Source organism: Pontibacter mangrovi, assembly GCF_006385705.1.
Taxonomy (GTDB): domain Bacteria; phylum Bacteroidota; class Bacteroidia; order Cytophagales; family Hymenobacteraceae; genus Pontibacter; species Pontibacter mangrovi.
The window spans coordinates 1-25,050 of sequence record NZ_VFRQ01000003.1 but is presented as its reverse complement, the minus strand read 5'-3'; the positions used below and the strand labels follow the sequence as shown (position 1 = coordinate 25,050).

General features: G+C 53.5%; 24 protein-coding genes. 13 read left to right on the top strand and 11 right to left on the bottom strand.

Annotated elements, in window-relative coordinates:
- Nucleotides 1-20: 20 nt before the first annotated feature.
- From FJM65_RS06245 to FJM65_RS06235, 3 genes are all read left to right on the top strand, one after another.
- A complete protein-coding gene (locus FJM65_RS06245; RefSeq protein ID WP_140620620.1) occupies nucleotides 21-1,094 on the top strand; it encodes a branched-chain amino acid aminotransferase in 1,074 nt (357 codons plus the stop codon).
- A 93-nt stretch (nucleotides 1,095-1,187) separates the two neighbouring features.
- A protein-coding gene (gene prfB / locus FJM65_RS06240; RefSeq protein ID WP_140620618.1) for a peptide chain release factor 2 occupies nucleotides 1,188-2,265 on the top strand; the annotation gives its coding sequence in 2 pieces (ribosomal slippage) (nucleotides 1,188-1,247 and nucleotides 1,249-2,265; 1,077 coding nt in all).
- An 83-nt stretch (nucleotides 2,266-2,348) separates the two neighbouring features.
- Nucleotides 2,349-2,945 carry a ribonuclease HII gene (locus tag FJM65_RS06235; RefSeq protein WP_140620616.1) on the top strand — a complete coding sequence of 199 codons (597 nt, stop codon included), beginning with the start codon at nucleotides 2,349-2,351 and terminating at the stop codon, nucleotides 2,943-2,945.
- Between the two features lie 77 nt (nucleotides 2,946-3,022).
- Here the strand turns inward: FJM65_RS06235 and FJM65_RS06230 are convergent, their stop codons facing one another.
- On the bottom strand, nucleotides 3,023-3,460 hold the full coding sequence (locus FJM65_RS06230; RefSeq protein ID WP_140620613.1) for a response regulator: 438 nt from the start codon (nucleotides 3,458-3,460) through the stop codon (nucleotides 3,023-3,025).
- 34 nt (nucleotides 3,461-3,494) lie between these two features.
- Nucleotides 3,495-4,985 (bottom strand): sensor histidine kinase, encoded by a 1,491-nt coding sequence (locus tag FJM65_RS06225; RefSeq protein ID WP_140620611.1) that lies wholly within the window; start codon nucleotides 4,983-4,985, stop codon nucleotides 3,495-3,497.
- A 321-nt stretch (nucleotides 4,986-5,306) separates the two neighbouring features.
- Between FJM65_RS06225 and gcvT the strand changes: the two genes are divergently transcribed.
- Nucleotides 5,307-6,395: a glycine cleavage system aminomethyltransferase GcvT gene (gene gcvT, locus FJM65_RS06220; protein WP_140620609.1), complete on the top strand. Its 1,089-nt coding sequence runs from the start codon at nucleotides 5,307-5,309 to the stop codon at nucleotides 6,393-6,395.
- A 95-nt stretch (nucleotides 6,396-6,490) separates the two neighbouring features.
- Entirely contained in the window at nucleotides 6,491-7,216 is a 726-nt protein-coding gene (locus tag FJM65_RS06215) for a 2-phosphosulfolactate phosphatase (RefSeq protein WP_140620607.1), read from the top strand.
- Between the two features lie 364 nt (nucleotides 7,217-7,580).
- On the opposite strand, the gene FJM65_RS06210 is transcribed toward FJM65_RS06215, so the two are convergent.
- From FJM65_RS06210 to FJM65_RS06200, 3 genes are all read right to left on the bottom strand, one after another.
- Entirely contained in the window at nucleotides 7,581-7,907 is a 327-nt protein-coding gene (locus FJM65_RS06210) for a nucleotide pyrophosphohydrolase (RefSeq protein ID WP_140620605.1), read from the bottom strand.
- A 2-nt stretch (nucleotides 7,908-7,909) separates the two neighbouring features.
- The gene (gene dtd / locus FJM65_RS06205; RefSeq protein ID WP_140620603.1) at nucleotides 7,910-8,368 is read right to left on the bottom strand and encodes a D-aminoacyl-tRNA deacylase; all 459 of its coding nucleotides are present in this window, start codon (nucleotides 8,366-8,368) and stop codon (nucleotides 7,910-7,912) included.
- Nucleotides 8,369-8,520: 152 nt separating this feature from the next.
- Complete coding sequence (locus FJM65_RS06200; RefSeq protein WP_239022855.1) at nucleotides 8,521-9,099, bottom strand: hypothetical protein; 579 nt, start codon at nucleotides 9,097-9,099, stop codon at nucleotides 8,521-8,523.
- Nucleotides 9,100-9,302: 203 nt separating this feature from the next.
- Between FJM65_RS06200 and FJM65_RS06195 the strand changes: the two genes are divergently transcribed.
- Nucleotides 9,303-10,205, top strand: coding sequence for an ATP-grasp domain-containing protein (locus tag FJM65_RS06195; protein WP_239022854.1), 903 nt, complete (start codon nucleotides 9,303-9,305; stop codon nucleotides 10,203-10,205).
- Here FJM65_RS06195 and FJM65_RS06190 read toward each other — a convergent pair.
- Nucleotides 10,202-11,110 carry a universal stress protein gene (locus FJM65_RS06190; RefSeq protein WP_140620599.1) on the bottom strand — a complete coding sequence of 303 codons (909 nt, stop codon included), beginning with the start codon at nucleotides 11,108-11,110 and terminating at the stop codon, nucleotides 10,202-10,204. The two genes, FJM65_RS06195 and FJM65_RS06190, sit on opposite strands and share 4 nt — an antisense overlap.
- 130 nt (nucleotides 11,111-11,240) lie before the next feature.
- Between FJM65_RS06190 and FJM65_RS06185 the strand changes: the two genes are divergently transcribed.
- The gene (locus tag FJM65_RS06185; protein WP_140620597.1) at nucleotides 11,241-13,961 is read left to right on the top strand and encodes a hypothetical protein; all 2,721 of its coding nucleotides are present in this window, start codon (nucleotides 11,241-11,243) and stop codon (nucleotides 13,959-13,961) included.
- Between the two features lie 14 nt (nucleotides 13,962-13,975).
- On the opposite strand, the gene corA is transcribed toward FJM65_RS06185, so the two are convergent.
- Together corA and FJM65_RS06175 are read right to left on the bottom strand one after the other, a co-directional pair.
- Nucleotides 13,976-15,109 (bottom strand): magnesium/cobalt transporter CorA, encoded by a 1,134-nt coding sequence (corA, locus tag FJM65_RS06180; RefSeq protein WP_140620595.1) that lies wholly within the window; start codon nucleotides 15,107-15,109, stop codon nucleotides 13,976-13,978.
- A 42-nt stretch (nucleotides 15,110-15,151) separates the two neighbouring features.
- Entirely contained in the window at nucleotides 15,152-15,757 is a 606-nt protein-coding gene (locus FJM65_RS06175) for an IMPACT family protein (protein WP_140620593.1), read from the bottom strand.
- 114 nt (nucleotides 15,758-15,871) lie between these two features.
- On the opposite strand from FJM65_RS06175, the gene FJM65_RS06170 reads away from it, so the two are divergent.
- The 6 genes from FJM65_RS06170 to FJM65_RS06145 all read left to right on the top strand — a co-directional run bounded on the left by FJM65_RS06170 (nucleotide 15,872) and on the right by FJM65_RS06145 (nucleotide 23,081).
- A complete protein-coding gene (locus FJM65_RS06170) occupies nucleotides 15,872-16,279 on the top strand; it encodes a sugar 3,4-ketoisomerase (RefSeq protein ID WP_140621034.1) in 408 nt (135 codons plus the stop codon).
- A 12-nt stretch (nucleotides 16,280-16,291) separates the two neighbouring features.
- The gene (locus FJM65_RS06165; RefSeq protein ID WP_140620591.1) at nucleotides 16,292-17,401 is read left to right on the top strand and encodes a DegT/DnrJ/EryC1/StrS family aminotransferase; all 1,110 of its coding nucleotides are present in this window, start codon (nucleotides 16,292-16,294) and stop codon (nucleotides 17,399-17,401) included.
- A 412-nt stretch (nucleotides 17,402-17,813) separates the two neighbouring features.
- Nucleotides 17,814-18,752 carry a glycosyltransferase gene (locus tag FJM65_RS06160; RefSeq protein WP_140620588.1) on the top strand — a complete coding sequence of 313 codons (939 nt, stop codon included), beginning with the start codon at nucleotides 17,814-17,816 and terminating at the stop codon, nucleotides 18,750-18,752.
- A gap of 192 nt (nucleotides 18,753-18,944) precedes the next feature.
- Complete coding sequence (locus FJM65_RS06155) at nucleotides 18,945-19,925, top strand: acyl-ACP desaturase (protein ID WP_140620586.1); 981 nt, start codon at nucleotides 18,945-18,947, stop codon at nucleotides 19,923-19,925.
- A 299-nt stretch (nucleotides 19,926-20,224) separates the two neighbouring features.
- Nucleotides 20,225-21,325 (top strand): vWA domain-containing protein, encoded by a 1,101-nt coding sequence (locus tag FJM65_RS06150; protein WP_140620584.1) that lies wholly within the window; start codon nucleotides 20,225-20,227, stop codon nucleotides 21,323-21,325.
- A gap of 235 nt (nucleotides 21,326-21,560) precedes the next feature.
- Nucleotides 21,561-23,081, top strand: a complete 1,521-nt coding sequence (locus FJM65_RS06145; RefSeq protein ID WP_140620582.1) for a sigma 54-interacting transcriptional regulator — start codon at nucleotides 21,561-21,563, stop codon at nucleotides 23,079-23,081.
- A gap of 78 nt (nucleotides 23,082-23,159) precedes the next feature.
- Here FJM65_RS06145 and FJM65_RS06140 read toward each other — a convergent pair whose 3' ends face one another.
- The 3 genes from FJM65_RS06140 to FJM65_RS06130 all read right to left on the bottom strand — a co-directional run bounded on the left by FJM65_RS06140 (nucleotide 23,160) and on the right by FJM65_RS06130 (nucleotide 24,936).
- Nucleotides 23,160-23,453 (bottom strand): hypothetical protein, encoded by a 294-nt coding sequence (locus FJM65_RS06140; protein WP_140620580.1) that lies wholly within the window; start codon nucleotides 23,451-23,453, stop codon nucleotides 23,160-23,162.
- 63 nt (nucleotides 23,454-23,516) lie between these two features.
- Nucleotides 23,517-24,332, bottom strand: coding sequence for a hypothetical protein (locus FJM65_RS06135; RefSeq protein ID WP_140620577.1), 816 nt, complete (start codon nucleotides 24,330-24,332; stop codon nucleotides 23,517-23,519).
- A gap of 91 nt (nucleotides 24,333-24,423) precedes the next feature.
- Nucleotides 24,424-24,936 carry a hypothetical protein gene (locus FJM65_RS06130; RefSeq protein ID WP_140620575.1) on the bottom strand — a complete coding sequence of 171 codons (513 nt, stop codon included), beginning with the start codon at nucleotides 24,934-24,936 and terminating at the stop codon, nucleotides 24,424-24,426.
- Nucleotides 24,937-25,050 lie beyond the last annotated feature (114 nt).

Here is a 25,050-nt window from a genome sequence, read left to right as displayed (position 1 = left end):
AATTAAAAACCAAACTTAAAATGTCTATAGATATGCTAACTATACCGGCACAGTGCGTGGCAGAGTCGCGCATCTCGGAGCTGGACTACAACAACATCGAGTTCGGGAAGATCTTTTCAGACCACATGCTGGTGGCTGATTACAAAGACGGCAAGTGGCAGAACCCGCAGATACTGCCTTACGGCAACATGTCCTTGAGCCCAGCTACCTCGGCTCTGCACTACGGGCAGTCCATTTTTGAGGGGATGAAGGCCTACAAAGATGCGAATGGCGATCTGCTGCTGTTCCGTCCGCTGGATAACTTCCGCCGCCTGAACAAATCGGCTGAGCGCATGTGCATGCCGGCCATAACAGAAGATATTTTTATGCAGGGCCTGGAGCAGCTGCTGAAGCTGGACGCCGCCTGGGTGCCGCCAACTTCGGGCTGCGCGCTGTACATCCGCCCGTTTATGTTCGCTACGGATGAGTTTATCGGCGTTCGGCCATCGTCTAACTACCGCTTTACCGTTTTTACCTGTCCGGTAGGCGCCTATTACGGGCAGCCGCTGAAGGTAGCCATCGAGCCACAGTATGTGCGCTCTGCGGAAGGCGGGGCCGGTTTTGCCAAGGCTGCCGGTAACTATGGGGCGGCTTTGCTGCCTGCCCGCAACATGCAGGAGCGCGGCTACCACCAGCTGATCTGGACCGATGCCAAAGAGCATAAGTTTATAGAAGAGTCTGGCACCATGAATTTGATGTTCGTGATAGACGGCAAGCTGATCACCCCGCCAGTAAGCACCACCATCCTGGCTGGCATCACCCGTGACAGCGTGCTGACCCTGGCAAAAGATCTGGGCTATACCGTAGAGGAGCGCAAAGTATCCGTAGATGAGCTAGAGGAAGCTTATAAGGCAGGCAAGCTGCAGGAGGCATTCGGAACAGGCACAGCGGCTACCATCGCGCAGATTGCCACCATCCACTACAACGGCCAGGACATGCACCTGCCGGTCGTTGAGGAGCGCGAGATCTCGAACCGCATTGCCAACGAGCTGGATAAGATTAAAACCGGGCAGGCGCCGGACAAGCACAACTGGGTGCACCGCATCAGCCTGTAAAAGTATAAAGTATAAAGTACGAGGATGCTGAAGTATACAATAGTTTATACTTCAGCATTTTCATGTTAAAAGGAAGTATAACCCATCACGCTAATGACAACTGAGCAAGTAAAAGAGTTGAAGGCCAGAGTAGAGGCCTTGAGGAGGTATCTTTGACTACGATGCCAAGAAAGAGCAGGTAAAAGAGACCGAGGTCCAAACCACTGCCCCCAATTTCTGGGATGACCCCAAGGAAGCCGAGAAGATCCTGAAGGAGATCAAGTCGGTGAAAGTATGGACAGACCACTATGAGGAGGTGGAGAAGGCCGTGTCTGACTTTGAGGTGCTGTTCGATTTCTACAAGGAGGGCGACGTATCGGAGGAGGATATCCAGCAGGAGTATAAAAAGGCCGAGGAGGCCGTGGAAGGGCTGGAGTTTAAGCGTATGCTCAGCGGCGAGGAAGACCAGCTAAGCGCCATCCTGGAGATTAACCCGGGCGCGGGCGGCACCGAAAGCCAGGACTGGGCTGAGATCCTGATGCGCATGTACATCATGTGGGCCGAGTCGCATGGCTTTGGTGTGAAGCAGATAAACTACCAGGCCGGCGATGGCGCAGGCATCAGGTCGGCCACGCTGGAGATCACCGGCGACTTTGCCTATGGCTACCTCAAGTCCGAGATCGGGGTGCACCGCCTGGTGCGCATCTCGCCCTTCGACTCCGGCGGCCGCCGCCATACGTCGTTTGCCTCTGTGTTCGCCTATCCCGTGGTGGATGACACGATCAATATAGAGGTTAACCCAAGCGACATTGAGTGGGATACCTTCCGCTCCGGCGGCGCAGGTGGCCAGAACGTAAACAAGGTAGAGACAGCCGTTCGTCTGAAGCACAAGCCAACCGGTATCGTGATCGAGTGCCAGATAGAGCGCTCGCAGCTCATGAACAAGGAACACGCCATCCGCATGCTCCGCTCCAGGCTGTACCAGATAGAGCTGGACAAGCGCAACGCCGAGCGCGACCGCATCGAGAGCACCAAGAAGCGCATCGACTTCGGCTCTCAGATCCGCAACTATGTGCTGCACCCCTACAAGCTCATCAAAGACGTGCGCACCGGCGTAGAGCGCACCGACGTGCAGAACGTGCTGGACGGCGACCTGGACGAATACATCAAGGCTTACCTGATGCAGGCATAGAATGACGCGTAAAAGTATGGCTCCGCCGCTAATCTTAGGGGCGGGCTGTGCTCTTTTTTATACTTGTTTTGTTATCTGATAGTATGCTTTTACCAAACCACAGTGGCTATACCTTAGAGGCTGGCGTGGACGAGGTGGGGCGTGGCTGCCTGGCCGGGCCGGTGGTGGCCGCAGCGGTTATACTGCCCCCGGATTACCGGCACCCGCTCCTCAACGACTCTAAAAAGCTAACCCGTAAGCTTCGGGAGCAGCTGCGCGGGGAGATTGTGTCTGAGGCCGTAGCCTGGGCCATAGGGGAGGCCTCGCCGGAAGAGATTGATAAAATAAACATACTGCAGGCCACTTACCTGGCCATGCACCGGGCGCTGCAGGCGCTGCCACGGCAGCCGGAATACCTGCTGGTGGACGGCAACCGCTTTAAGCCTTTTGGGCAGGTGCCCCATAGTTGCATGGTGAAGGGAGACGGCAAGTACTTGTCCATCGCTGCGGCCTCGGTGCTGGCCAAAACCCATCGCGACGACCTGATGTGTGAGCTGGCAAAAGAGCATCCATACTTTGGCTGGGAGCAGAACGCGGGCTATCCTACCCAAGCGCACCGCGCGGGTATCGCAAAGTATGGCGCTACGCTGCACCACCGCCAATCGTTTGCGCTGCTGCCCCGGCTACCGGAGCTGCTGTAGATTTAAGCAGGCAGTAAGTATAAAAAGCCGCAGCACAAGCTTGTGCTGCGGCTTTTTATACGTTGGGGCTTTATTGGTTACTTTAGTTTGATCAGGTCCAGGAAAAGGCTGAAGCTGTCGAGGGAGGAGTCGCTGCGCTCGAAGCTGTCGAAGGAGAGCGGCTTTACAATGTAGCCCGACACGTTGAGGCGCTGGGCCGCCAACCGGTCGGTTTCCTCGTTAGAGGTGGTCATGATAAATACCGGGATGTGGCTAAACTCCGGGTCGCGGCGCAGCTCGGTCAGAAACTCCAGGCCGTTCATCTTCGGCATGTTAATATCCAGCAGGATAACGCTTGGTGAAGGGGAGATTTTCTCTGCCTCAATACCTCGTAGCATGTTCAGTGCTTCCTTGCCGTTCCGTGCCTCAAAAATCGGATGGTTGATGCCGATCTTTTTCAGCTCCCGCTCCACATTCATGGTATCCAGGTAGTCATCCTCCACTAGCAGGATGTTTACAACGTCTTTCTCGCCCATTATAATTAATTGCTTCTAATCGAATTAAACAAAGCTATAAAAATTTTTGATCTTTACCTGACACTTTGGGCCAGGTAAAAGTAAATGTCGAGCCTTTGCCGGGCTCTGATGACACCCAAATGCTGCCTCCCTGCAGTTCTACTATCTTCTTTACGATACTGAGGCCCACACCGGTGCTTTCCATGGCGTCACGCTCCTGCAAGGTCTGGAAAATCACGAAGATCCGGTCATGGTAGTCTGGGTCAATGCCCGGGCCGTCGTCGGCCACTGAGAAAACGTGGAAATCCCCCTCCTCATTGTGGCTGATGTTGATCAAACCGTGGTCCTTGTCGTGGTATTTAATGGCATTGCTGATGAGGTTGCTGAACACCTGCTGCAGCTGTATCCGCACGGTGTGCAGGGTAGGCAAGTGTGGCGGCACTTGTATCACAAACCCTTTTGGCGGCGCCAGCAGGTCTACCACCTCGCCCAGCAGGTCGCTTACGTCCACGTCTTCTTCGGCCTGCGTTGTGCGGCCAATGCGGGCCAGCGCCAGAATACCATTGATCAGGTTCTCCATGCGGTGCACGCGCACGCGCATCATCACCAGGTACTCCTGCACGTTGGCAGGCAGCTTGGAGCCCATGTCTTCCTCTACCCAGCGCGAGGCCACCTCAATACCCCTAAGCGGCGCTTTCAGGTCATGCGATACTACGTAGGCAAACTGGTCTAGTTCCTTGTTTTTCAGGTCTAGCTCGGTAAAGGTCTCATCAATGGTGGCCGACATGCGGTTAAGGGAGTGCGACAGGCGGCTCAGTTCGTCGTTACTCGTGTCCACGATCTGGGTTTTGTAGTCGCCCTGCGAGATCTGCTCGGCCAGCCTCACCATCTTCATGATGCGGTTGGTGATGAGGCGGGTAATGTAGTATGCCCAGCTCAGGCCGATGATCACTGAGAGTATGGTGAGTATGGTGGAAAGGTGGCGCGTGTTGTTTATACTTTTGTTGAGGCGCTGGCTGCGGTCTTCCCGTACTTTGTACTCATAGGCATTAAAATCCCGGAAGCTGGCGCGTATCGAGTCGGTAAGGGCTTTCTCCCCGAGCAGCAGCAGCTCGACCTGCGCGTCCAGCTCCTGGTCTGTCAGTAGCGTGTCCTGGGCGCGCTTCATCTGTATCAGGGGTTCAGCAAACTTCTTCTCAAAGCGGTTCTGCATGCCTTCAATTTCATTGATCTTCTCCACCTGGTCCTGGGAGGCGGTAACGAAATTCTTCATTTCCTGGATCAGGCCGGGCATCTGGTCGCGGGCTTGCCAGTAGGGCTGCAAAAACGTTTCGTTGCCGTTCAGCATATAACCGCGCAGGCCGGTCTCCATGTCAATGATGTTTCGCTGCAGCGCGGCAGAGTTACGCACCACGATCTGCGACCGCGACACCCACTGCGTGTTCTCGATCACGGCCTCCGAGAGCCGGAAGTTAACGATAGCAACGGCAGTAAAGAGCACCAGGATCAGAACGAATCCGGCAAAAAGTTTAAAAGAAAGTTTCATGTATAAGGGCTGGAGCTACACGTTAAGCCGGAGCTTACAGGTTTTGCAAGGCAGGCGACTCGGAGCCTGCGTTATGTACTGAACAGGTAAGAGGGTACAGGGCAAGGCCGTAACGGCGATGCGAGACAAGCTCTAATATCAGGGTAATCATATATATGCTTTGGCTATTCCTTTGGTGTTAGCTTGTACGGGCATTCAGATAATTTGTTGCAGCTGCCGCCCCACCAGAGCGCAAAACCACGGCTGCGGCAGGTATAAATTTAGGAAGCGCCCGAAAATTAATTAATTTTGCTTTAACAACAAGAACAGTTAAATACACACATGGAACTGAAGAAAATCGCTCTGAATGATGTGCACGAGGCGCTGGGCGCCAAGATGGTGCCTTTTGCCGGCTACAACATGCCTGTGCGCTACTCATCAGACATAGAGGAACATAAAACAGTGCGTGAGGCTGTCGGCATTTTCGACGTGTCGCACATGGGCGAGTTCATGCTGCGCGGCCCCAAGGCCCTGGACCTGATCCAGCGCGTGACTTCCAACGATGCCGCTAAACTAGCGGACGGCAAGATCCAGTACTCGTGCCTGCCAAACGAAGATGGCGGCATTGTGGATGACCTGCTGGTGTACCGCATGGGCGAGGAGGAGTATCTGCTGGTGGTAAACGCCTCCAACATTGAGAAAGACTGGAACTGGATCAGCAAGTATAACACCGAGGGCGTAGAGATGGAGAATATCTCTGATAACATCTCTTTGTTTGCCGTGCAGGGGCCAAAAGCCGCCGAGGCGCTAGCTTCGCTCACGAAGATCGACCTGCCCGGCATGGTATACTATACGTTTGAGAAAGGCGAGTTTGCCGGAGCGCAGGATGTGATCGTGTCGGCTACAGGCTACACCGGCGCAGGCGGTTTTGAGATCTACGTGAAGAATGAGGACGCCAAAAAGGTGTTCGATGCGATTATGGAGGCTGGCAAGGCGTATGGCATCAAGCCAATCGGCCTGGGTGCCCGCGATACGCTGCGCCTGGAAATGGGCTTCTGCCTCTACGGCAACGACATCGACGACACCACTTCGCCGCTGGAGGCTGGTTTGGGCTGGATCACGAAGTTCGATAAAGACTTTACCAACGCTGACAATCTGAAGGCGCAGAAGGAGCAGGGCGTGAGCCGCAAACTGGTTGGTTTTGAGATGCTGGAGAAAGCCATTCCGCGCGCGCACTACGAGATCGTGAACGCAGAGGGAGAGAAGATCGGGGAGGTAACTTCCGGCACCATGTCGCCATCCCTGGGCAAGGGCATTGGCATGGGCTACGTAGCCAAAGACTACAGCAAAGCCGGCTCTGAGGTCTTCATCCGCATCCGCAACAAGGACATGAAAGCACAGGTAGTGAAGCTGCCTTTTGTAAAAAAATAAGCTGATTGTTGATTGCTGGTTGTTAATTGTTTTTCGGGTTGCCGGACAATTTTTATAAACCAACAATCAATAATTTAACAATCAACAATTAAACAATGCCAAGTATAGACGTGTGTTTCAGCCCGGAGCTGTTGCACCTGTATGATCTGAAGGGAAAGGCAGTGGTGGCCGTGGATATTCTGCGGGCTACCTCTACCATGGTAACGGCATTTGCCGAGGGCGCTGCCAATATTTTTCCGGTGATGGAGCTGGAGGAGTGCCGTGGCTTTTCGGAGCGCGGCTGCCTGACGGCGGCGGAGCGCAACGGGATAAAGGCCGAAGGCTTTGACCTGGGCAACTCGCCTTTCGGCTACATGGGTGGCCATGTGCAGGGGCGCGATATCGCCATCACGACCACCAACGGCACCCGCGCCATTCGTCTGTCGGAGGCGGCGGAGGAGATCGTGGTAGGTTCTTTCCTGAACCTGCAGACCGTGGCCGACCACCTGGCGGAGCTGGGACTGGATGTGCTGGTAGTATGCGCCGGCTGGAAAGGACAGTTTAACCTGGAGGACACGCTGTTTGCCGGTGCGCTGGTGGAGCGCCTGCAGGATAGCTTTTCCTCTGAGAACGACAGTGCCCTGGCCGCTGTATACTTGTATCAAACCGCTAAAGCCGATATGGTTGCTTTCCTGCGGCAGTCGTCGCATGTGCGCCGGCTGGAGCACCTCGAGATCCACAAAGACATCGAATTTTGCCTCCGCCACGATGTATACAACGTGCTGCCCGTGTGGCGCCACGACAGGCTGGTGGACCTTAGAGTTGAGGAGTTGGAGAGGTAGAGAGGTAGAGAGTTAGAAAGTTAGCTCTTCTGAAGTATAAAACGGGAGCGGCTGGTACTACTTAAAGTGCCAGCCGCTCCCGTTTATACTTTACAGCTTTCTGCCGCAAGTTTAACGAAGTGTAACTTGTGGCTGTTATGATGCAAGTTTTCAACTTGCTTTCTGCGGAGCAGAAATGTATACTTCAGAGCAATTTTAGAAAAGATGCCCTGCAGCCCAGTTGAGTTACCCTGCCCCGAAGCATTTATGGAAACTCAACATCAAGTATAGCCACAAGTTGAAAACTTGCGCCAGAGGCAGCCTCTACAGCATCACCTTCTAACTTTCTAACTCCCAAACTCTCTACCTCTCTAACTCTCAAGGCTTACTTCAGTTTCTCGTTCTGCTTATGGCGGTCGCTGTCGCGGTTGGTCTTTTTCTCCAGGTTTTTCTGCAGGGCCTCGGTCAGGTTCACGCCGGTTTGGTTGGCCAGGCAGATCAGCACGAACAGCACGTCGGCGAGTTCGTCGCCCAGCTGCTTGCCTTCATCGCTCTTCTTAAACGATTGCTCCCCGTACTGCCTGGAGATGATGCGGGCCACCTCGCCAACTTCCTCTGTAAGTATGGCCATGTTGGTGAGCTCGTTAAAGTAGCGTACCCCGTTCTCCTGTATCCACTTATCTACTGTGGCTTGTGCTTCGGCTATGGTCATACTTAAAAGAGATCTTTCTGTTTCGTGTCCATCACAATCGTCACCGGCCCATCGTTCAGCAAAGATACTTTCATGTCGGCCCCAAACTCGCCTGTCTGCACCGGCTTGCCCAGCGCCTCTTCCAGCAGCTGTACAAAACGCTCATACAAGGGGATGGATACAGCCGGGGGGGCTGCGTTGGTGTAGGAGGGGCGGTTGCCTTTCTTGGTGCTGGCGTAAAGGGTAAACTGGCTGATCACCAGCGCGTCGCCGTTCACGTCCTTTATACTGAGGTTCATCTTGCCTTCTTCATCAGAGAAAACACGCAGGGCGGCCACTTTCCCTGCCAGCCACTTCAGGTCTTCCTCGGTGTCATCGGAGGTGAAGCCGGCCAGCAGCAGAAGCCCTAAGCCTATTTCTCCCTTCGTTGCGCCTTCAATTTCCACGGCAGCTTGCGTCACCCGCTGAATCACAATTCGCATGGTATGCTATACTTTGGTTCAGGGCAAAGGTAATGATTTGGAGATTTGAAAATCCAGGGAATTTGGAGATGTGCGCTTGAAGCTTCTAAGTATAGAAGAAGGCTATCCTAAAGTATGAAGGACAACAATTTACCCAGCCAACAATTAAGCAATTAATCCACATACCCTTCATACAGGATTCTGCTCACCTTGCCTTTCTGCAGGAAGAAGTGCAGCGAAACGGGTGCCCCTTCGCGTGCCGAGGCAATGATCTGCTGTGGCGTTTGGGTTATTCGGATGTCATCGCCCTGGCGCTTGAGGCTGCTTAGCAGCTCGGCCTGCGGCATACCCACCCGCAGGTTGTTGCGCAGCGTCACGTCGGCGCTGCGGATGTCGGCCACCTGCAGCATCAGGTGCCCAGATTGCGACGGCACGTAAAACTCTATAAAAGAATCCCCGAAGCGGATGGTATAGATCGAGTCGGTGATGCCCGGTGTGTGGCGGTTCTCAATCGCGTCGGCATCCACGGTAAAGTTTGCGTCGATGCGGTCGAAGTAGGCGTTAAGGTCGTTGCTTTGCTGCAGGTCTGCTACCAGCGGGTTGCCCAGCAGGTCGTGTGTAGCGGCGCTGCTGCCAGCAGAGGCGGTGTCGGACGCAACAGCGTCGTGGCGCGCAAGCGGAGTGTCGCCTTCCTCTTCAGAAGGCTTGTCGGTGCAGGCGGAGGCAAGGGTTTGGATAAGCAGCAGGAGCACAAGCAGCTGGACTTTAAGGCTGTGCCTGTGGCGGAACCTGTTTAGGCGGAGAAGCATAGTGAACGTCGTATAGGGTAAAGGTGCGGATAAAACTATACTTCTATATACGAGTTTCTACTGCCAAAAAGTTATAGCCAAAACAGCTGCCGCACGTTTGGTTAGGCCCGGGATAAAGTATAATTTGGCGGCAAAGATGATAAAAAATGAATACACCGCAAATAGCGTTGATCACTTATCAGGATCCCGGAAAGTATACGGGCATCTCGGAAGATGAAAACGCCCGCTTATTTACCTTTCTGCAGGAAAAAGGGCTGCACGTGCAGCTTGAAATATGGGATGACCCAGCCGTGAACTGGGCCGCCTACGATGTGGTGGTGCTGAAGTCGCCGTGGGATTACTTCGATAAAATCGACCAATTTTACACTTGGCTGAACCGGCTGGAAGAGCTGCAGGTGCGGGTACTGAATCCCATACAAACCGTGCGCTGGAATTCGGACAAGCGTTACCTGGTGGAGCTGCAGGAGAAGGGCGAGAAAGTAGTGCCGACGGTATGGCTGGAGCAGGGCTCGGCGCTAGACGTTTCCGACGCGTTCGGGCAGCTGCAGTCAGAAAAGATTATCGTGAAGCCTGCCGTAAGCGGCGGCGCCAAAAACACCTTCGCCCTTACCCGCCCCGAGGCAGAGGCACAGGCCGACCACATAAACACGCTGCTGCAGCAGGAGAGCTTCCTGGCGCAGCCATTCATCCCGGAGGTGCAGACCAAAGGCGAATGGTCGATCCTGTTCTTTAACGGGCAGTATAGCCATACGGTGCTCAAAGCTGCCAAAGCCGGCGACTTCAGGGTACAGCACTTTTTTGGAGGAACGGTACACACACCGGAGCCGCCGGCGCAGCTGCTGGAGGCCGCCCACAACCTGGTAGATAAGTATGCACAAGACTGCCTCTATGCCCGCGTAGACGGCGTGGAGCAGAACGGAGAGCTGGTGCTGATGGAACTGGAACTGATAGAGCCTTTCCTGTTCATGGCCACCAGCGAGGGCGCTATCAACAGGTATTACGAGGCGCTGATAGCGCAGCTGCAGGCACCTGCCGCAAGTATGGCTTAGGCTTTTTCGGGGCTGTGGAACACCAGCATCGGCACCTGCGACTCCAGCACCAGCTTTTTGCTGAGGCTTGGCTTAAAGATGCTGCTAAAAAGGGACCGGTGATGGTTGTTCACGGCTATCAGCTCCACCTGCTCCTGCTGTGCAAACTCCTGCAGCTCCTCCGCCACGTCTTCCTTGCCGCTCGGTATGATGGCAAACTGAAGGTCGTGGCCGGGCATGGCGGTGTAGAGGCGGGCCTGGAGCTGCTCCATTTTGCGGCTGTCTTCCGACTCAGATCCTGCTATGCCGATGTGGGCGCACAGCACCTGCGGGTTAAAAGGCTCCAATAACTGCAAAAGCTTTTCCAGCGCCTGCGCGTCTGTTTTGTCGAAGTCGGTGGCGTAGAGGACGCGGCGCAGGCCGTGCTGCTTGTACGGTTCGGGCACCGTTAGAAGCGGCACTTTGGCCTCTTCCACCATTTTGGTAGTGATGGTGCCGAACAGGGAGCGGGCAATGTTATCTTCGGCCCGGGTGCCCATCAGCAGCAGGTCAGGCTTAAAACGTTTTATTTCATCCGGGATCACGTCTTCGGGCAAGCCGTTGATAAACGCCTGCTTCAGGTGGATGTGCTGCCCCTTTGCCCGGGCCGCCCCCTGCAGTTCGTTGTAAAGGCTCGATAGCTTTTCCTGTTCGTCCTGCTGGTTGCGGTGCAGCACGCGGTCCGTCACCTGCTCCGACCCGGGGCTCAGGGGGCTGCGTCCGGTTTCGTCATACGAGTCATCCAGCTCGGGCTGCAGCAGGTAATCGCTGAAGCAGTGCAGGAGCAGGATCTCGGCCTCCGGGGTAGCGGCAGCCAGGTGCAGGGCGTAACGGCAGGCGTTGCCGGTGCTTTCTGTGAAGTCTACGGGAATCAGGAATCTATACATTTTTCAGTATCTGTGCTTGGGTGTTGTATACGAAGCAGACCGGAAAAGATTTGTGTCTGCCCCGGGCAAAGTATGGCCGTGGAGGCAGTTTAAAAAATTACGCTATTTTTGTAGCCTGTAAGCGCTTGCTATGCCAAAACGCATCGTATTTTTCTTTGTAGGGTTTGTTGTGCTCGCCTCGCTGCTATACTATGGTTTTAACCAATGGAAGGCAGGAAGGGAGAAGGTGGACCTATGGACGCTGGTGCCGGATGATGCCGCGTTGGTGGTGGAGACAAACAACCACCAGGCCCTGATGCAGCACCTGCGTGAAACGGAGCTTTGGCAGACCTTCTCGCAGTTGCCCATGGCGCACCGGTTTGAGGAGGATATCGCCTACCTGGACAGTGTGGCCCCCGGCAACCAGCGCCTGGAGCGCTTTCTGGACGAAAAACGAATCCTCACCTCGCTGCACGTGGAAGGGAAGACCTCGCTTTCTTACGTGTTCTACATCCCTGTCAACTCTGTGGGGGAGCACCGCTTTCTGCGCAACCTAACCGAGAACATCAGCAAGAGCGACATCTTTGGCGAAGTGACTAACCGCGATTACCAGGGCCAGCAGCTCACCGATGTCTACAACACCCGAAATGGAAGAGGCTTTACCTTTTTTACCTATCATAACAACGTTATCCTGAGTGCCTCGCCTGTGCTGGTGGAGGAGATCGTGCGCCGGGTGACGCGTGGCGAGCCTGTGTCGGTTGCTGCTGCGTTTAGCAACGTGGATTACCTGCAGCAGCCCGACGTGTACGCCAACGTGTTTGTGAACTACCGCGCGCTGCCAGAGCTGTTTGGCCTGTTCCTGAAAGAGGAGGTGATGCCGCAGGTGCGCTACCTGTCTACCTTGTGCCAAAGCGCCATGCTGGAGCTGAAGCTGGAGCAGAACACACTTTTTCTGAATGGCTTTTCTACATCGGAGGGGTTGAAGAACTCGCTGCACAACACCATGCAGCCCCGCAAGCCCCAGCCGCTCGCCCTGAAACCTTACCTGCCCAACCGCACGGCCATGATGCTCCATTTCGGTATGCAGGAGATTGCGCGCCTGCGCAGGCAACAGGAGAACGAATCAGCTTACGGCGTCACGGTAGACAGCCTGGCGCGGAGCTTTAGCCAGGAGGCAGCCCTGGTGTACATGGAGTCGAACAGCATCAGCCAAACTCCCGAGAAAGTGATGTATGCCCACAGCGCAAACCCGGCACGCACTAAGGCCTTGATAAACAGGCTGACAAACCAAGTGGCGGAGGCACGAAAGGCGCAGCCATTCGCCGAAAAGTATGGAGACTACACGATTCATCTGTTGGATGTGCCGGAACTGCCGGAGCAGTTGCTGGGCAGCGTTTTCCATGGGTTTGAGCAGAGCTATGCCGTGCAGGTGGACGGGTACCTTCTTATTTCGGAGGAGGTGGCTACGCTCCGGCACCTGCTCGATGACATTGCCGAGGAGAACGTGTGGAGCAAGTCGGGTGGGCAGAAATTGTTTCTGGAGGAGACGCTGCAGGAGGCCAACTTCAGCCTTTTCCTGAACACGGTAAACGCCTGGTATATTCTGAACCGCTATACGACCGAGGAGGAGCGCGAGAACCTGCTGCAGAACGCCACGATCATGAAGCGCTTTGCGCAGGTGGGGCTGCAGTTTGCCGCCGTGGAAGACCGCTACTATACCAGCCTGCTGATCCGGAGGCCGGACCTAAACAGTACTGCCGGGCAAAATGTGTTTGAAGAGGAGCCAGGTATGGAGTTTGATAACCGGCTGGACACGCCTCCTTTCCCGGTGCAGAACGCCGTAGACCGCAGCCGCGAACTGGTGGTGCAGGACTCTGCTAACGTGCTCCTCAACATCACGGCCCTGGGCAAACGCGGCTGGACGGATAGCCTCGGCGCCCCGCTCCGCAGCGACGTGAAGCAGATAGAGTACGGGCCGGACAAGAAACTGCGCTACCTGTTCATCACCGCGGACCGTATCCACGCCATCAATAACCAGGGGCAGCCGCTGGAGAACTTCCCGTTTAACCTGCCCGACACCCTGCACCTGCAGCACCTGGCCGTGTTCGATTACGAAAAGAACGGCGACTACAGGCTGTTGGTGGATGACAACCTGGGTAACCTGTACATGTACAATATGCGAGGAGCAGGCATACAGGGCTGGCTGCCGCGCCGCATGGACTACCGCCTCGCCGCGGAGCCGCAGCACCTGCGCGTAGGCGGCCGCGACGTGATTCTGGTGCCACTGGAGAACGGGTACATCTATGCCCTCAACCGGAATGGCGATACCTACCCGGGCTTCCCTATCAACCTGAAGGCGCCTCTGACCTCTGGCACCATGGCCAAAATTGGGGCAGATTTGCGGCGCACCGAGGTAACAGCGGTAACCAGGTATGGCAACGTGGTGACGTTTAACCTGCAAGGCAGGGTGCTGCGCCGCGAGCAGCTGATGCGCCCGAGCAAGCGGGCCTTGTTCCAGTTGGTGCCGGAAAGCAGCAACGGGCGCTCGTATGTTATTGTGCGGCAGGAGCAGGGCAAAGTAGCCATACTAGACCAGGACCTGAACGAGCTGTTTGAGAAACGCTACGTTACCTCGGCCTCTAAAATAGTGCAGTACTTCCATTTTGGGGGCGATAACAAGGTATACGCCATCACCGAGACCGGCCCCCGCAAAACCTACCTCTACGATGCCAAGGGCAAGCTAATCGGCGGGCGCTCCATCGAAAACAACCAGCAGGTGACGGTATACTACAACGAAACAGCCAACGATTATACCTTATACTTTACCTCCGGAAACCAGCTGAAGAAGATGCGGTTTAGTGTGGGGGAGTAGGCGCGCTGTGGAAATCAAAAGCTCCTGAACCAGCCCTTCCGGTAGAAGAAGTAAATCTGAAGTATGATCAGCACGGCCATCAGCCCCAGCAGTATGGGGTAGGCATTGGGTTGGTAAAGCTCGGGCATGTTGTGCGGCAGTACCTTGCCTGTGTCCGGGTCCTCATGGGCAAAGTTCATCCCATAAAGCCCCACAATAAAGCTTAGCGGAATAAATATACTGGAAATGATGGTGAGCACCTTCATGATCTCGTTCATGCGGTTGCTAACCGTGGACATGTACAGCTCTACCATACTAGAGGCCATGTCGCGGTGGTTGTCTACCAGGTCTATCAGCTGCACGGCATGGTCGTAGGCATCGCGGAAGTATACCCTGAGGTGGGCCGGAATGGTATTCTCGTCCATGCGGAGGAGTTCGTTCATCAGGTCGCGGGCGGGCCAGGTAATGCGGCGCAGTTTGATCAGCTCGCTCTTCAGGTCCAGCACCTGGTGCAGCGTGCTCTTGCTCGGCTGCCGGAGCACCTCCTGCTCCAGTTCCTCCATGTAAACCCCAATATCAGCGATAACCGGGAAGTAATAATCCAGCACCACGTCCAGAATGGCATAGGTGATGTACATGGCCGGCCGCTGGCGGATAATGCCTTTGCCCACCCGGATGCGCTCCCGCAGCGGGTCCAGGCAGTCGCCGTAGTCGCTTTGCAGGGTAAGCACATAGTTAGGGCCGGTAAAGATGGAAAGCTGTACATCGTCCAGGGTGTGGAACTCAGGCGACCAGCGCAGCATACGCGTGATGATAAAGAGCCGGTTAGCGTCGAACTCCTCTACTTTGGGGCGCTGGTAATCGTTCAGCACGTCCTCCATTTGCAGCGGGTGCAGCCCAAAGTCGGTGATGAGCTGCTCTAGCATGGTTTGGTTGGCATAGCCGCGTATGTCTATCCAGTGCCGCATGTCGGGAGTTGCCCTTACCTGCTGCATCAGCTCCTCATACGTCTTCAGCTCTTCCTCCATCAACTTCTCCTCATTAAACGACATCAGGAAAAAGCGCGGCGCATACGCTTCGGTCGGGATCAGCAGCGAGCCTGGCTTTACACCTGCTTTGCGCTCCAGTATCTTGTTGCGGCGGCGGCTGTGTCGGTTGCGTTTAGACATAGGGGAGAGTTTTGTGAGTTAGGGGATTTAGGAGTTAGAGGGTTATTCGCTTAGAACAGACACTTCTACGCCTTCTATGTCCTGCAGTTTGGCGGTGATCTCTTCCTGCATGCTCCGGCGTACCTCCAGCGTCAGGCGGCAATCCAGCTCAAACTGCTGGTCGCGCACGGACAGGTCGTGCTCCTTCACCAAGCTCATCACATCGTTCATCTGCGGATAGGCATAGTGCGCCTGCAGCAGCGCGGTTTCGTGTTTCTCTACTACCACGGCGGCCGCCAGGGCCTCGGCCGTAGAAACTTTGTAGGCGTTTATCAGGCCGCTTACACCTAATTTGGTGCCCCCAAAGTAGCGCACTACTACCACCAGTACATTACTGAGCCCGGCCGAGCGGATCTGGCCAAGTATGGGGTCACCGGCAGAATGGTTCGGCTCGCCGTCGTCGTTGGCGCGGTAGCGGCTTTGGTCGGCGCCCAGTATGTAGGCGTAGCAGTGGTGGCGGGCATCGTAGTATTTCTTGCGGAGCTCGGCCAGCACCTCCTTCACCTCCTCCTCAGAGTATACCGGATAGGCCAGCGCTATGAACTTGCTTCCTTTCTCTTTGTATAAGCCTTCGGCGGGTGCTTCGATGGTTCTGTAGGTGTCTTCCATAGATTGACTTCTTCTGCCTGCAAAGCTGCAAGATAGCCAAAGCCCGCCAAGGGTAAAAATTATAGCAGTCTCCCTGAATTACGTACCTTTGCACTTATACCTAAACCTATGCTTTTGCCAAGCCAACCATACCTGCTTTCTTTCCTCCATGTCGGCGACCCCGGCATAGGCTACATTACCAGCACGCAACAGGCCCAGCATATCCCGTTCGAGATAAAGCGGGTATTCTGGACCCAGGGCACCCCCCCGGATGTGGTGCGGGGGCGGCATGCGCACAAGGCTACCGAGCAGGTGTTGGTGGCGCTAAACGGCAGCATAACAGTGGAGGTGGATAACGGGAAAGAAGATCCCCATAAGTTTTTGCTGACCCAGCCCGACCAGGGGCTGTACCTGCCGCCGATGGTTTGGGCAAATCTACATTTTTCGGAGGGCGCTATCCTCTTAAGTCTAACCTCTTCCGATTTTGATGAAGCTGACTATATCCGCAGTTACCAGGCTTTTGTAAAATTGGCCAACAGCTAAAGGCATAAACCGATGCAGGTACCTTTCTTTGCTTTCAGAGATTTTGTGCCGGGCATGCAGCGTTGCCTGGAGGAGGCGCTGGTGCAAGTGGCGCAGCAGCATAGCTTTATACTTGGAGAAGAGGTTAAAGGCTTTGAGCAGGAGTTTGGCTCATACTTGGCTGGTGGCGTTTCAGTGGCGGGGGTAGGCAATGGCTATGATGCACTGGTGATCTCTTTAAAGGCCCTCGGAATTGGTAGTGGTGATGAAGTGCTGCTCCCCTCTAATAGTTATATGGCCACGGTAAATGCGGTGCTGCAGGTGGGGGCAAGGCCGGTGCTGGCAGAGCCGGACAAGTATACTTACAACCTTACCGCAGAAAGCGCCGAGCCTCTCATCAGCTCAAAGACCAGAGTTATACTTCCGGTGCACCTTTACGGGCAGGCTTGCCAGATGGACGGACTGTTGGCGCTGGCGCAATCACGAAGTATAAAGCTACTGGAAGATGCCGCCCAGGCACATGGGGCAACTTATAACAACCGTTTTGCCGGCACCTTCGGCGAGGCTGCTGCCTTTAGCTTTTACCCCACCAAAAACTTGGGCGCTTTAGGCGATGCCGGTGCCGTGGTAACAGCTAATCAGGAGGTTTTATCCTTTGCGCTGCAGTACCGCAACTACGGGCAGAAGCAAAAGTATGTAGGGCAGGTGGTAGGCATTAACTCTCGTCTGGACGAGCTGCAGGCGGCGGTGCTGCGGGTAAAGTTGCGGCACCTGGACGACCTGAACGCCGAACGGCAGCGGCTGGCGCAAGTATACCTGCAGGAGCTCCAAAACACCGGTGATCTTATTCTTCCGCAAGCAGCGCCCGGTTGCGGGCATGTTTACCACATCTTCAACATCCGCACAAAGTATAGAAACGAGTTGCAGGCTTACCTTCAGGAACAAGGTATAGGCACAGCCATCCATTACCCGGTGCCGGTGCACCTGCAGCCTGCCTATAAGTTTCTGGGTCACAAAGCCGGCGATTTCCCGGTAGCCGAAGAGCTTGCCTACACCAGCCTCAGCCTCCCGCTTTTTCCGGGCCTAACAGAAGCAGAGCAGCAGCGCGTGGTGGAGAAGGTGAAGGCGTTTTTTGATAGTTGATTGTTGGTTATTAGTTGTTGATTGTAGTACCGGATCCAACCACCCCTGCCCCTCCTTGTCTAAGGAGGGGAATTTTACCTCACCCCAGCCCTCTCCTAAAAACTGGAAAGGGAGTGCTGTTCAAGTGGCATAGCAATGGCTATCTTTTCCGATCCCAGTCCTTGGGTTGAGCGCCTTCTAGATTTCCAGTGCCGAAGGCATTGCGACGCAGGAGCAAAGGAAATGTAGACAGCGCGATGCCCGCGAGCCAAAGTATGAAATGCAACTGTAGATCTGTAAGTCTGGAGGATGAACGGCAGCTAGAAAGGATAATCAAGTTACTGAAAGCCGTGGCTAAAGTATAAAAGCATAAGCGAACGCTTACGCCAGCAAAAGCTACATTAAAGCAACACAATATTCCCTATCTTCGCACATGTCCCAGCCACTCGTCTCTATTATCTGCCTGTGCTATAACCATGAACGTTTCCTCCGTGAGGCCCTGGACTCGGTGCTGACCCAGACGTACCCAAACCTGGAGGTTATTATTGTGGACGACTGCAGCACCGATAACAGCGTCAGTATTATCCGGAAGTATGTGCAGCAGTACCCGCAGCTGAAGTTTATCAGCACCGGCCAAAACCTGGGTAACACTAGGGCTTTTAACATAGGCTGGCGTGCCAGCCAGGGGCAATTTATACTTGACTTTGCCACCGACGATGTGCTGCTGCCCGGGAGGGTGGCGCAGCAGGTAGCGCAGTTTCAGCGCCTGGGACCGGCGTATGGCGTGGTATACTCGGATGCCGAATATATCTCGGACGCTTCGGAGCATTTATACTTCCACAGCCAAAGGTATAAAGCTGCACCGGACGGCGACGTTTTTGCCGAAGTGCTGGGCCGTTACTTTATCTGCCCGCCAACCATGCTTATGCGTCGCGAGGTGTTTGAAAAATTGCACGGTTACGATGAGGCTTTGGCCTATGAGGACTTTGACTTTTGGATACGCTCGGCCCGCCAGTACAAGTATGCCTACTTACCTGAAGTAACAACCAAGCGGCGGTTGCACAACCACTCCCTTTCAGGTAACTTATACAAGAAAGGCAACCAATTGCTGGCCTCTACTGTTGTAGTATGCAGAAGGGCCGCAGAAATGGTACAGACACCGCAGGAACATGCGGCGCTGGCCAGGCGGCTAAAGTACGAAGCGCGGCACGCCTACCTAACCGCTAATTTTACGGAGGCAGAGCAGTTACTGCAGCTACTGAAGCAAACCACAGGCACCCCTTTTTTGTACAGCCTCATCCGGCAGTTAAGCAAGCGCAGAATTAATCTCGGTTTCCTGCGTTCATTATATTACAGGCTCCGGAACCGATAGGAAATAGCACCATTTTGTTTACCTGCTCTCTTTTTATCCGTAAGCTAAAATTAAACCGACTTTTAGTGGAGTAGTTGATAGCTTAAGTTCAGAAACACCTGTTTCAGGTGCTTTTACAGGTAAATTGTTACCTGTGCCGGGCTACTGTCAATTTTTAAAACTATATTTGGCATTCAATTAAACAACAGCAACATGATTACATCAGCGCTCGCCTCACGTGCAGAAGTTATAAAATGGATGGAAGACTTTGTGGGAGAAAAACTCTCTGAGTTTCTGAAAACCGTGGAAGATAGCTGGCAGCCTGCAGACCTTTTGCCGGACGCCACCATGGATACTTTCTTCGATGAAGTGAAGGAGCTGCGTGAGCGTGCCCGCGACCTGAGCTACGACCTGCTGGCCGTGCTGGTGGGCGATACGATTACGGAGGAGGCGCTGCCGACGTATGAAAGCTGGCTCATGACCATCGAAGGCTTGCCGAAAGACCCGCAGGGGCCATGGATGAAGTGGAACCGCAGCTGGACTGCTGAGGAAAACCGCCACGGCGATGCACTGAACCGTTATCTGTTCCTGAGTGGGCGTATCAACATGCGGGAGATGGAGGCCTCTACGCAATACCTGATCGCCGATGGTTTCGACTTGCAGACCGATGATGACCCGTACCGCTCGTTTGTTTATACTTCTTTCCAGGAGACAGCCACAAACATTTCGCACCGCCGTGTGGCGCAGATCGCCAAAAAGCAGGGCGATAACCAACTGGCCAAACTGTGCGGCCACGTAGCCGCCGATGAGGCCCGTCATGCCAAGGCATACAAGTCGTTTGTGAGCAAGATATTTGAGGCCGACCCGAACGAGATGATGCTGGCCTTTGAAGACATGATGCGCAAGAAGATCGTAATGCCGGCCCACTACATGCGCGAGCTTGGCGTGGACTTAGGTAAGACCTTCGGCCATTTTACGGATGCCGCGCAGCGTATCGGCGTTTATACCTCCGCAGACTATACAGACATTCTGGAAGGCTTGATCAAGGAATGGAAGATTGAGACCCTGACTGGTCTGGACGAAGCCGGTGAGCGCGCCCGCGATTACGTGATGGCCCTGCCAAACCGTTTAAAGCGTGTGGCAGAGCGCATGAAAGCGCCGCAACTAGAGTATAAGTTCCGCTGGATTGCGTAAGCAGCAGGAATATAAAGTAAAACAAAAAGGGCAGGTTGCAAGAGCAGCCTGCCCTTTTTGTTTTACCTCACTAAAAACAGGAAGGGGAGAGGAAAACTAGATCTGGCGCAAGCGTCCGCTTGTGCCTCTGTACATGCGGAATGAGGCACAAGCGGACGCTTGCGCCATGGGGGCATAACTGTTTCACGGCATCAATAAAAAGCTTCCCTTCCTGTTTTTAGGAAGGGGCCGGGGGAAGGTAAAGCTCGTATACAAACATTAGCAGGCACTGCGTTGTTGAAGTATAAATCAGGAGAATTATGAGTGTAGGATATCGATTTACAGATTACATACCGCCGCAGGACGACAAGCCGGGCTTTGAGTCGCTGCTGAAGATTTTTATGCAACTGGTGACGATTACCTCCGGCGACGTGGGCGAGGCACTGAACTGGCTTAGCTCGCTGGACAAGCAGTACAACCTGACCGGCGACGAGTACGGTATCGGTGATTTTATAGAGGACCTGAAAAAGAAAGGCTACCTTGATGAGAACCCGCAGGAGCGGGGCGCTTTCCAGCTTACCGCCAAGAGCGAGCAAGGTATAAGAAAGAGCGCGCTGGAGGAGATCTTCGGCAAACTGAAGAAAGGCGGCAAAGGCAGCCACGCCACCCCGCACACCGGCATCGGCGACGAGGCTAGCACCGACCGCCGCGAATACCGCTTCGGCGACGCGCTGGAGCAGATTTCTATGACCGACTCGCTGCGCAACGCCCAGATCAACCACGGCATCGGTGACCTGCGCCTGACCGAGCAGGACCTGGAGGTGACCGAAACAGAGCATAAAACGCAGGCTGCCACCGTGCTGATGATCGACATCTCGCACTCCATGATCCTGTATGGCGAAGACCGTATCACGCCCGCCAAGAAAGTAGCCATGGCCCTGGCGGAACTCATCAAGCAGAGGTACCCGAAGGACACGCTGGATATTCTGGTGTTCGGCAACGATGCCTGGCAGATAGAGGTGAAGGATTTGCCATACTTAGAAGTAGGCCCATACCATACCAACACCGTTGCCGGACTGGAACTGGCCATGGACATCCTGCGCAAGCGCAAAACGCCGAACAAGCAGATCTTCATGATCACTGACGGTAAGCCTACCTGCCTGAAGGAGGGGTTGCGCTACTACAAGAACAGCTTCGGGTTGGATAGAAAAGTGGTCAACAAAACCCTGAACCTGGCCGCCCAGTGCCGCCGCCTGAAGATTCCGATCACTACGTTTATGATCGCATCAGACCCATATCTGCAGCAATTCGTAGACGAATTCACGAAAGTAAACAATGGGCAGGCATACTACAGCTCACTCAAAGGCCTCGGCCACCTCGTGTTCCGAGACTACGGCCGCAACCGGAAGAAGAGCTTTTAGAGATTTGGAGATTTGAAATTTTGCAGATGTGAGGATGCTGACCTCACAGTGTCTTCAAGACCTGTGAGCGCCTTACTAGCTAGGAGTGATAAGCGAATAGGACCCACCCCTGCCCCTCCGAGGAGGGGAATTATCCTGTACGAAGATTCCCCTCCTCGGAGGGGCAGGGGTGGGTTTGCATTTGAAGGCTAACCTATAATTGGTTGCTGATAATTGTTAACTGATAACTGTACAAATGAACTACAGAGACGTACCAGCTGAGAAACTACATCAGATAAAGACCTTGGGCCAACTGAAGGCCGCCGGCTACGAGCCGGAGAGCGTGAAGCAGGAATTGCGCCGCAACCTGATCAAAAAACTGCAGAACAAGGAGGAGGTTTTTCCGGGTATCTGGGGATATGAGGAGACCGTGATTCCGGACATGCAGCGGGCCATACTTTCCATGCACCACATCAACCTGCTGGGCTTGCGCGGGCAGGCCAAAACCCGAATCGCGCGGCAAATGATCGACCTGCTGGATGAGTACATTCCGGTGGTGCAGGGCTCGGAACTGAACGACGATCCGCTGCACCCGCTCTCGCGCTACGCCAAAGACTTGGTGCACGAGCACGGCGACGACACGCCCGTCACCTGGCTGCACCGCTCCGACAGGTATACCGAAAAACTCGCTACGCCCGATGTATCGGTTGCCGACCTGATTGGCGATGCCGACCCGATTAAAGCGGCCACCATGAAGCTGCCATACTCAGACGAGCGCGTGATCCACTTTGGTCTGATTCCGCGTTCGCACCGGGGCATTTTCGTGATCAACGAGCTGCCCGATTTGCAGGCGCGCATCCAAGTGGCGCTGTTCAATATTCTGCAGGAAGGCGACATACAGATACGTGGTTTTAAAGTGCGCATGCCTCTCGACATCCAGTTTGTGTTCACGGCCAACCCAGAGGATTATACCAACCGTGGCTCCATCGTGACGCCGCTAAAAGACCGCATCGATTCCCAGATCATCACGCACTACCCTAAAACCCTGGAAACCGGCAAGAAAATTACGCAGCAGGAAGCACGTGTGAAAGATGGACAGGGCAAACTGGTGCAGACCAACGACATCATCGGCGATTTGATAGAGCAGGTGGCGTTTGAGGCCCGCGAGAGTGAGTATGTTGATCCGAAGAGCGGCGTGTCTGCCCGACTGACCATCTCTGCCTACGAGAACCTGATGAGCGCTGCCGAGCGACGTGCCTTGCTCAATGGCGAGAGCAAAACATACATTCGCGTGTCGGATTTCCTGAACACGATCCCATCGGTAACGGGTAAGGTGGAACTGGTGTACGAGGGTGAGCAGGAGGGGGCCGGCCATGTGGCGCAGGTGCTCATGGGCAAGGCCATCCGTACGCAGTTCCTGAACTATTTCCCGGACCCGGACAAAGCCAAAAAATCAAAAGAAGGCAACCCTTACAAGAAAATCACCGACTGGTTTGGCGACGGCAACACGATAGATATCCTCAACGACGCGCCTGCGGAGGCCTATAAAAAAGCCCTGCAAAGTATACCCGGCCTATCCGAACTGGTAGAGAAGCAGCAGCCCAAAGCCAAAGGCGACGAGAAGCTGTTTATGATGGAGTTTGCCCTGCACGGCCTGGCTGAGCACAGCCAACTCAGCAAAAACCGCCTCAGCACCGGCCTTCAGTTCAAAGACCTGCTCAGCGGTATGTTCTCGATGCCTACCTTCGGCGAGGAAGACGAGGACGAAGATTTTTAGGAGTTTGGGAGTTTAGGAGTGATTTTATGCAGAAGAGACGCAATACATTGCGCCTCTTTTCTTTTGCGGTGCAGCCTGCTATACTTCCTCCAGCAGTTCCGAGGCTATACTTTCCCACTCCTCCTCCAGCGTTTGCTGCGGCCTTTTTCTGCCGGCACGGCGGTACCAGTAATCGGCGTTCCCAGTGTCGCCCTCCTGGCGGTGCAGGTAAGCGTGTATCCAGGCGGCGTTCTGGTCGGGCAGGTCCTGAATAAGGACATGGGCTTTGTCCCAATCTCCTTTCGCCTCGTACCACAGCGCCTGCAGGTATACATTAGCTTCCGGTGGGGGAGTAGCGGCGGAGAGGCTGGCTTTGAAGGTGGTGAGGTTCATGGGTGTTTATTGGTTAGTATAGGCTGTGAACGAGGCGCAGCCGAGAATAAGGCATGTGCAGTGTTACTTGCTATAGTTCTTTACTTCTTTCAAATAGAAATCAACCAGCTTCTTTGTCTCGTCAGTTGTTAGAATACAACCATTCATTGTTTGTGTCTCAGGAAGCTCACTATAAATTATTTTGATCCTATCATCTATTTCAGTTTTATACTTCTTAAACCTTTCAGGATTTCTATAATAGTTTTCAGCAGCCGTCAGTCTTGTTGCTGGGTTCTTGCTGTAGAGCAACATAAGATAATCTTCAGGGGTAAGCTTGTCCTTAACAAAGTTGAAGGCGGCCCTATTTTCTAAGATAGTTGATCCTTCTCCACCCCGATAACCATAAACAATTCCGGAAAATGGCGTCATTAAATAAGCCAAAGCTCTTGTTGAAGGTGCTCTTGTAAAACTATCCAATGGTTTGGCCACATCTTTAAAGTTGATGTATAGGTCTACGGCTTGATCTTTCTCGTTGAATCGGTAAAGGGTGCTATAAAACCTCTTATACCTTTGCGTTAACCTGCTGTCTCTGGGCATTTGAGGACTAAGCCTATAGCTTACGAGTTTATCCTGAAAGTACACAAGATGATAAAACACAGTTACATAACCTTTGCCCATGCTTCCTTCAATGGAAGAGTAACCAAAACCTAGATCATTTCTTCTCTTTTTATCAGGTTGTAAGTATGATTCTATCTTAAGAGGATTCGCTTTGTAAGCTTTTATATAACTGGCAATGAAAACAGAATCATCCCTCACCCAAGACTCTTCAATTTTATCTTCCTGAGCATTAGCCAAAGAGAATATCAGCAAAAAGGTAAATAGCAGAGTAACCGTTTTCATTTTTGTGTAATGTAAGTAACGTCTTGTGTATATCATGGGCGAGACCGTCGGCCGTAGCATAAGGTATAAAACTTGTTGGCGACTGGAGTTCTTATTTTTTCACAAACGTTTCTCTTTCATTTATTACTTTGTTAATCCGCGGCTGTATGAACCATATGCCAACAGGCCATATTAACATCAGAACCACATCTCCCGCATACTCTCCTAATTTAACTTCTCTTCCTAATTCTATAGACTTAAGTTCTTTTACAGGAAAGGCATAAATATGCAGATAAGCAAACATGACATAATAAATTGGCAACGCCGCTAAACCGCTGAATTCATAATGTTGACCATCTCCAAAAGCCAAGGCAATTCCTACAATGAGCAACACTAGAGCCCCATTAACCAAAAAGAGGTTATAGTTTAGCTTCATTTTTTCTGGCACATATTCATAAAGTTCATTCCCTATAATTATAGGAAAACTTATAATGGCTATGAGAAATAAACTAGCAAAAAAGACTTCTAAGATTGATGAATCGCCAATGCTTATGTTACTGAGGAAAGACAAAAGCATAAGAATTACAAATATCTGCCAATGCTTTGCCTTTAGGATTGCTTTCATTCTTTAAAATTAATCTTACCGCTAACTTCTATATAACTTCTCTTAAGCAGCTTCTTTTTTAAGTTTAGAGAGCTTTCGCTCCAGGTAAACAATCTTTGCCTGCTTGTACTTCTG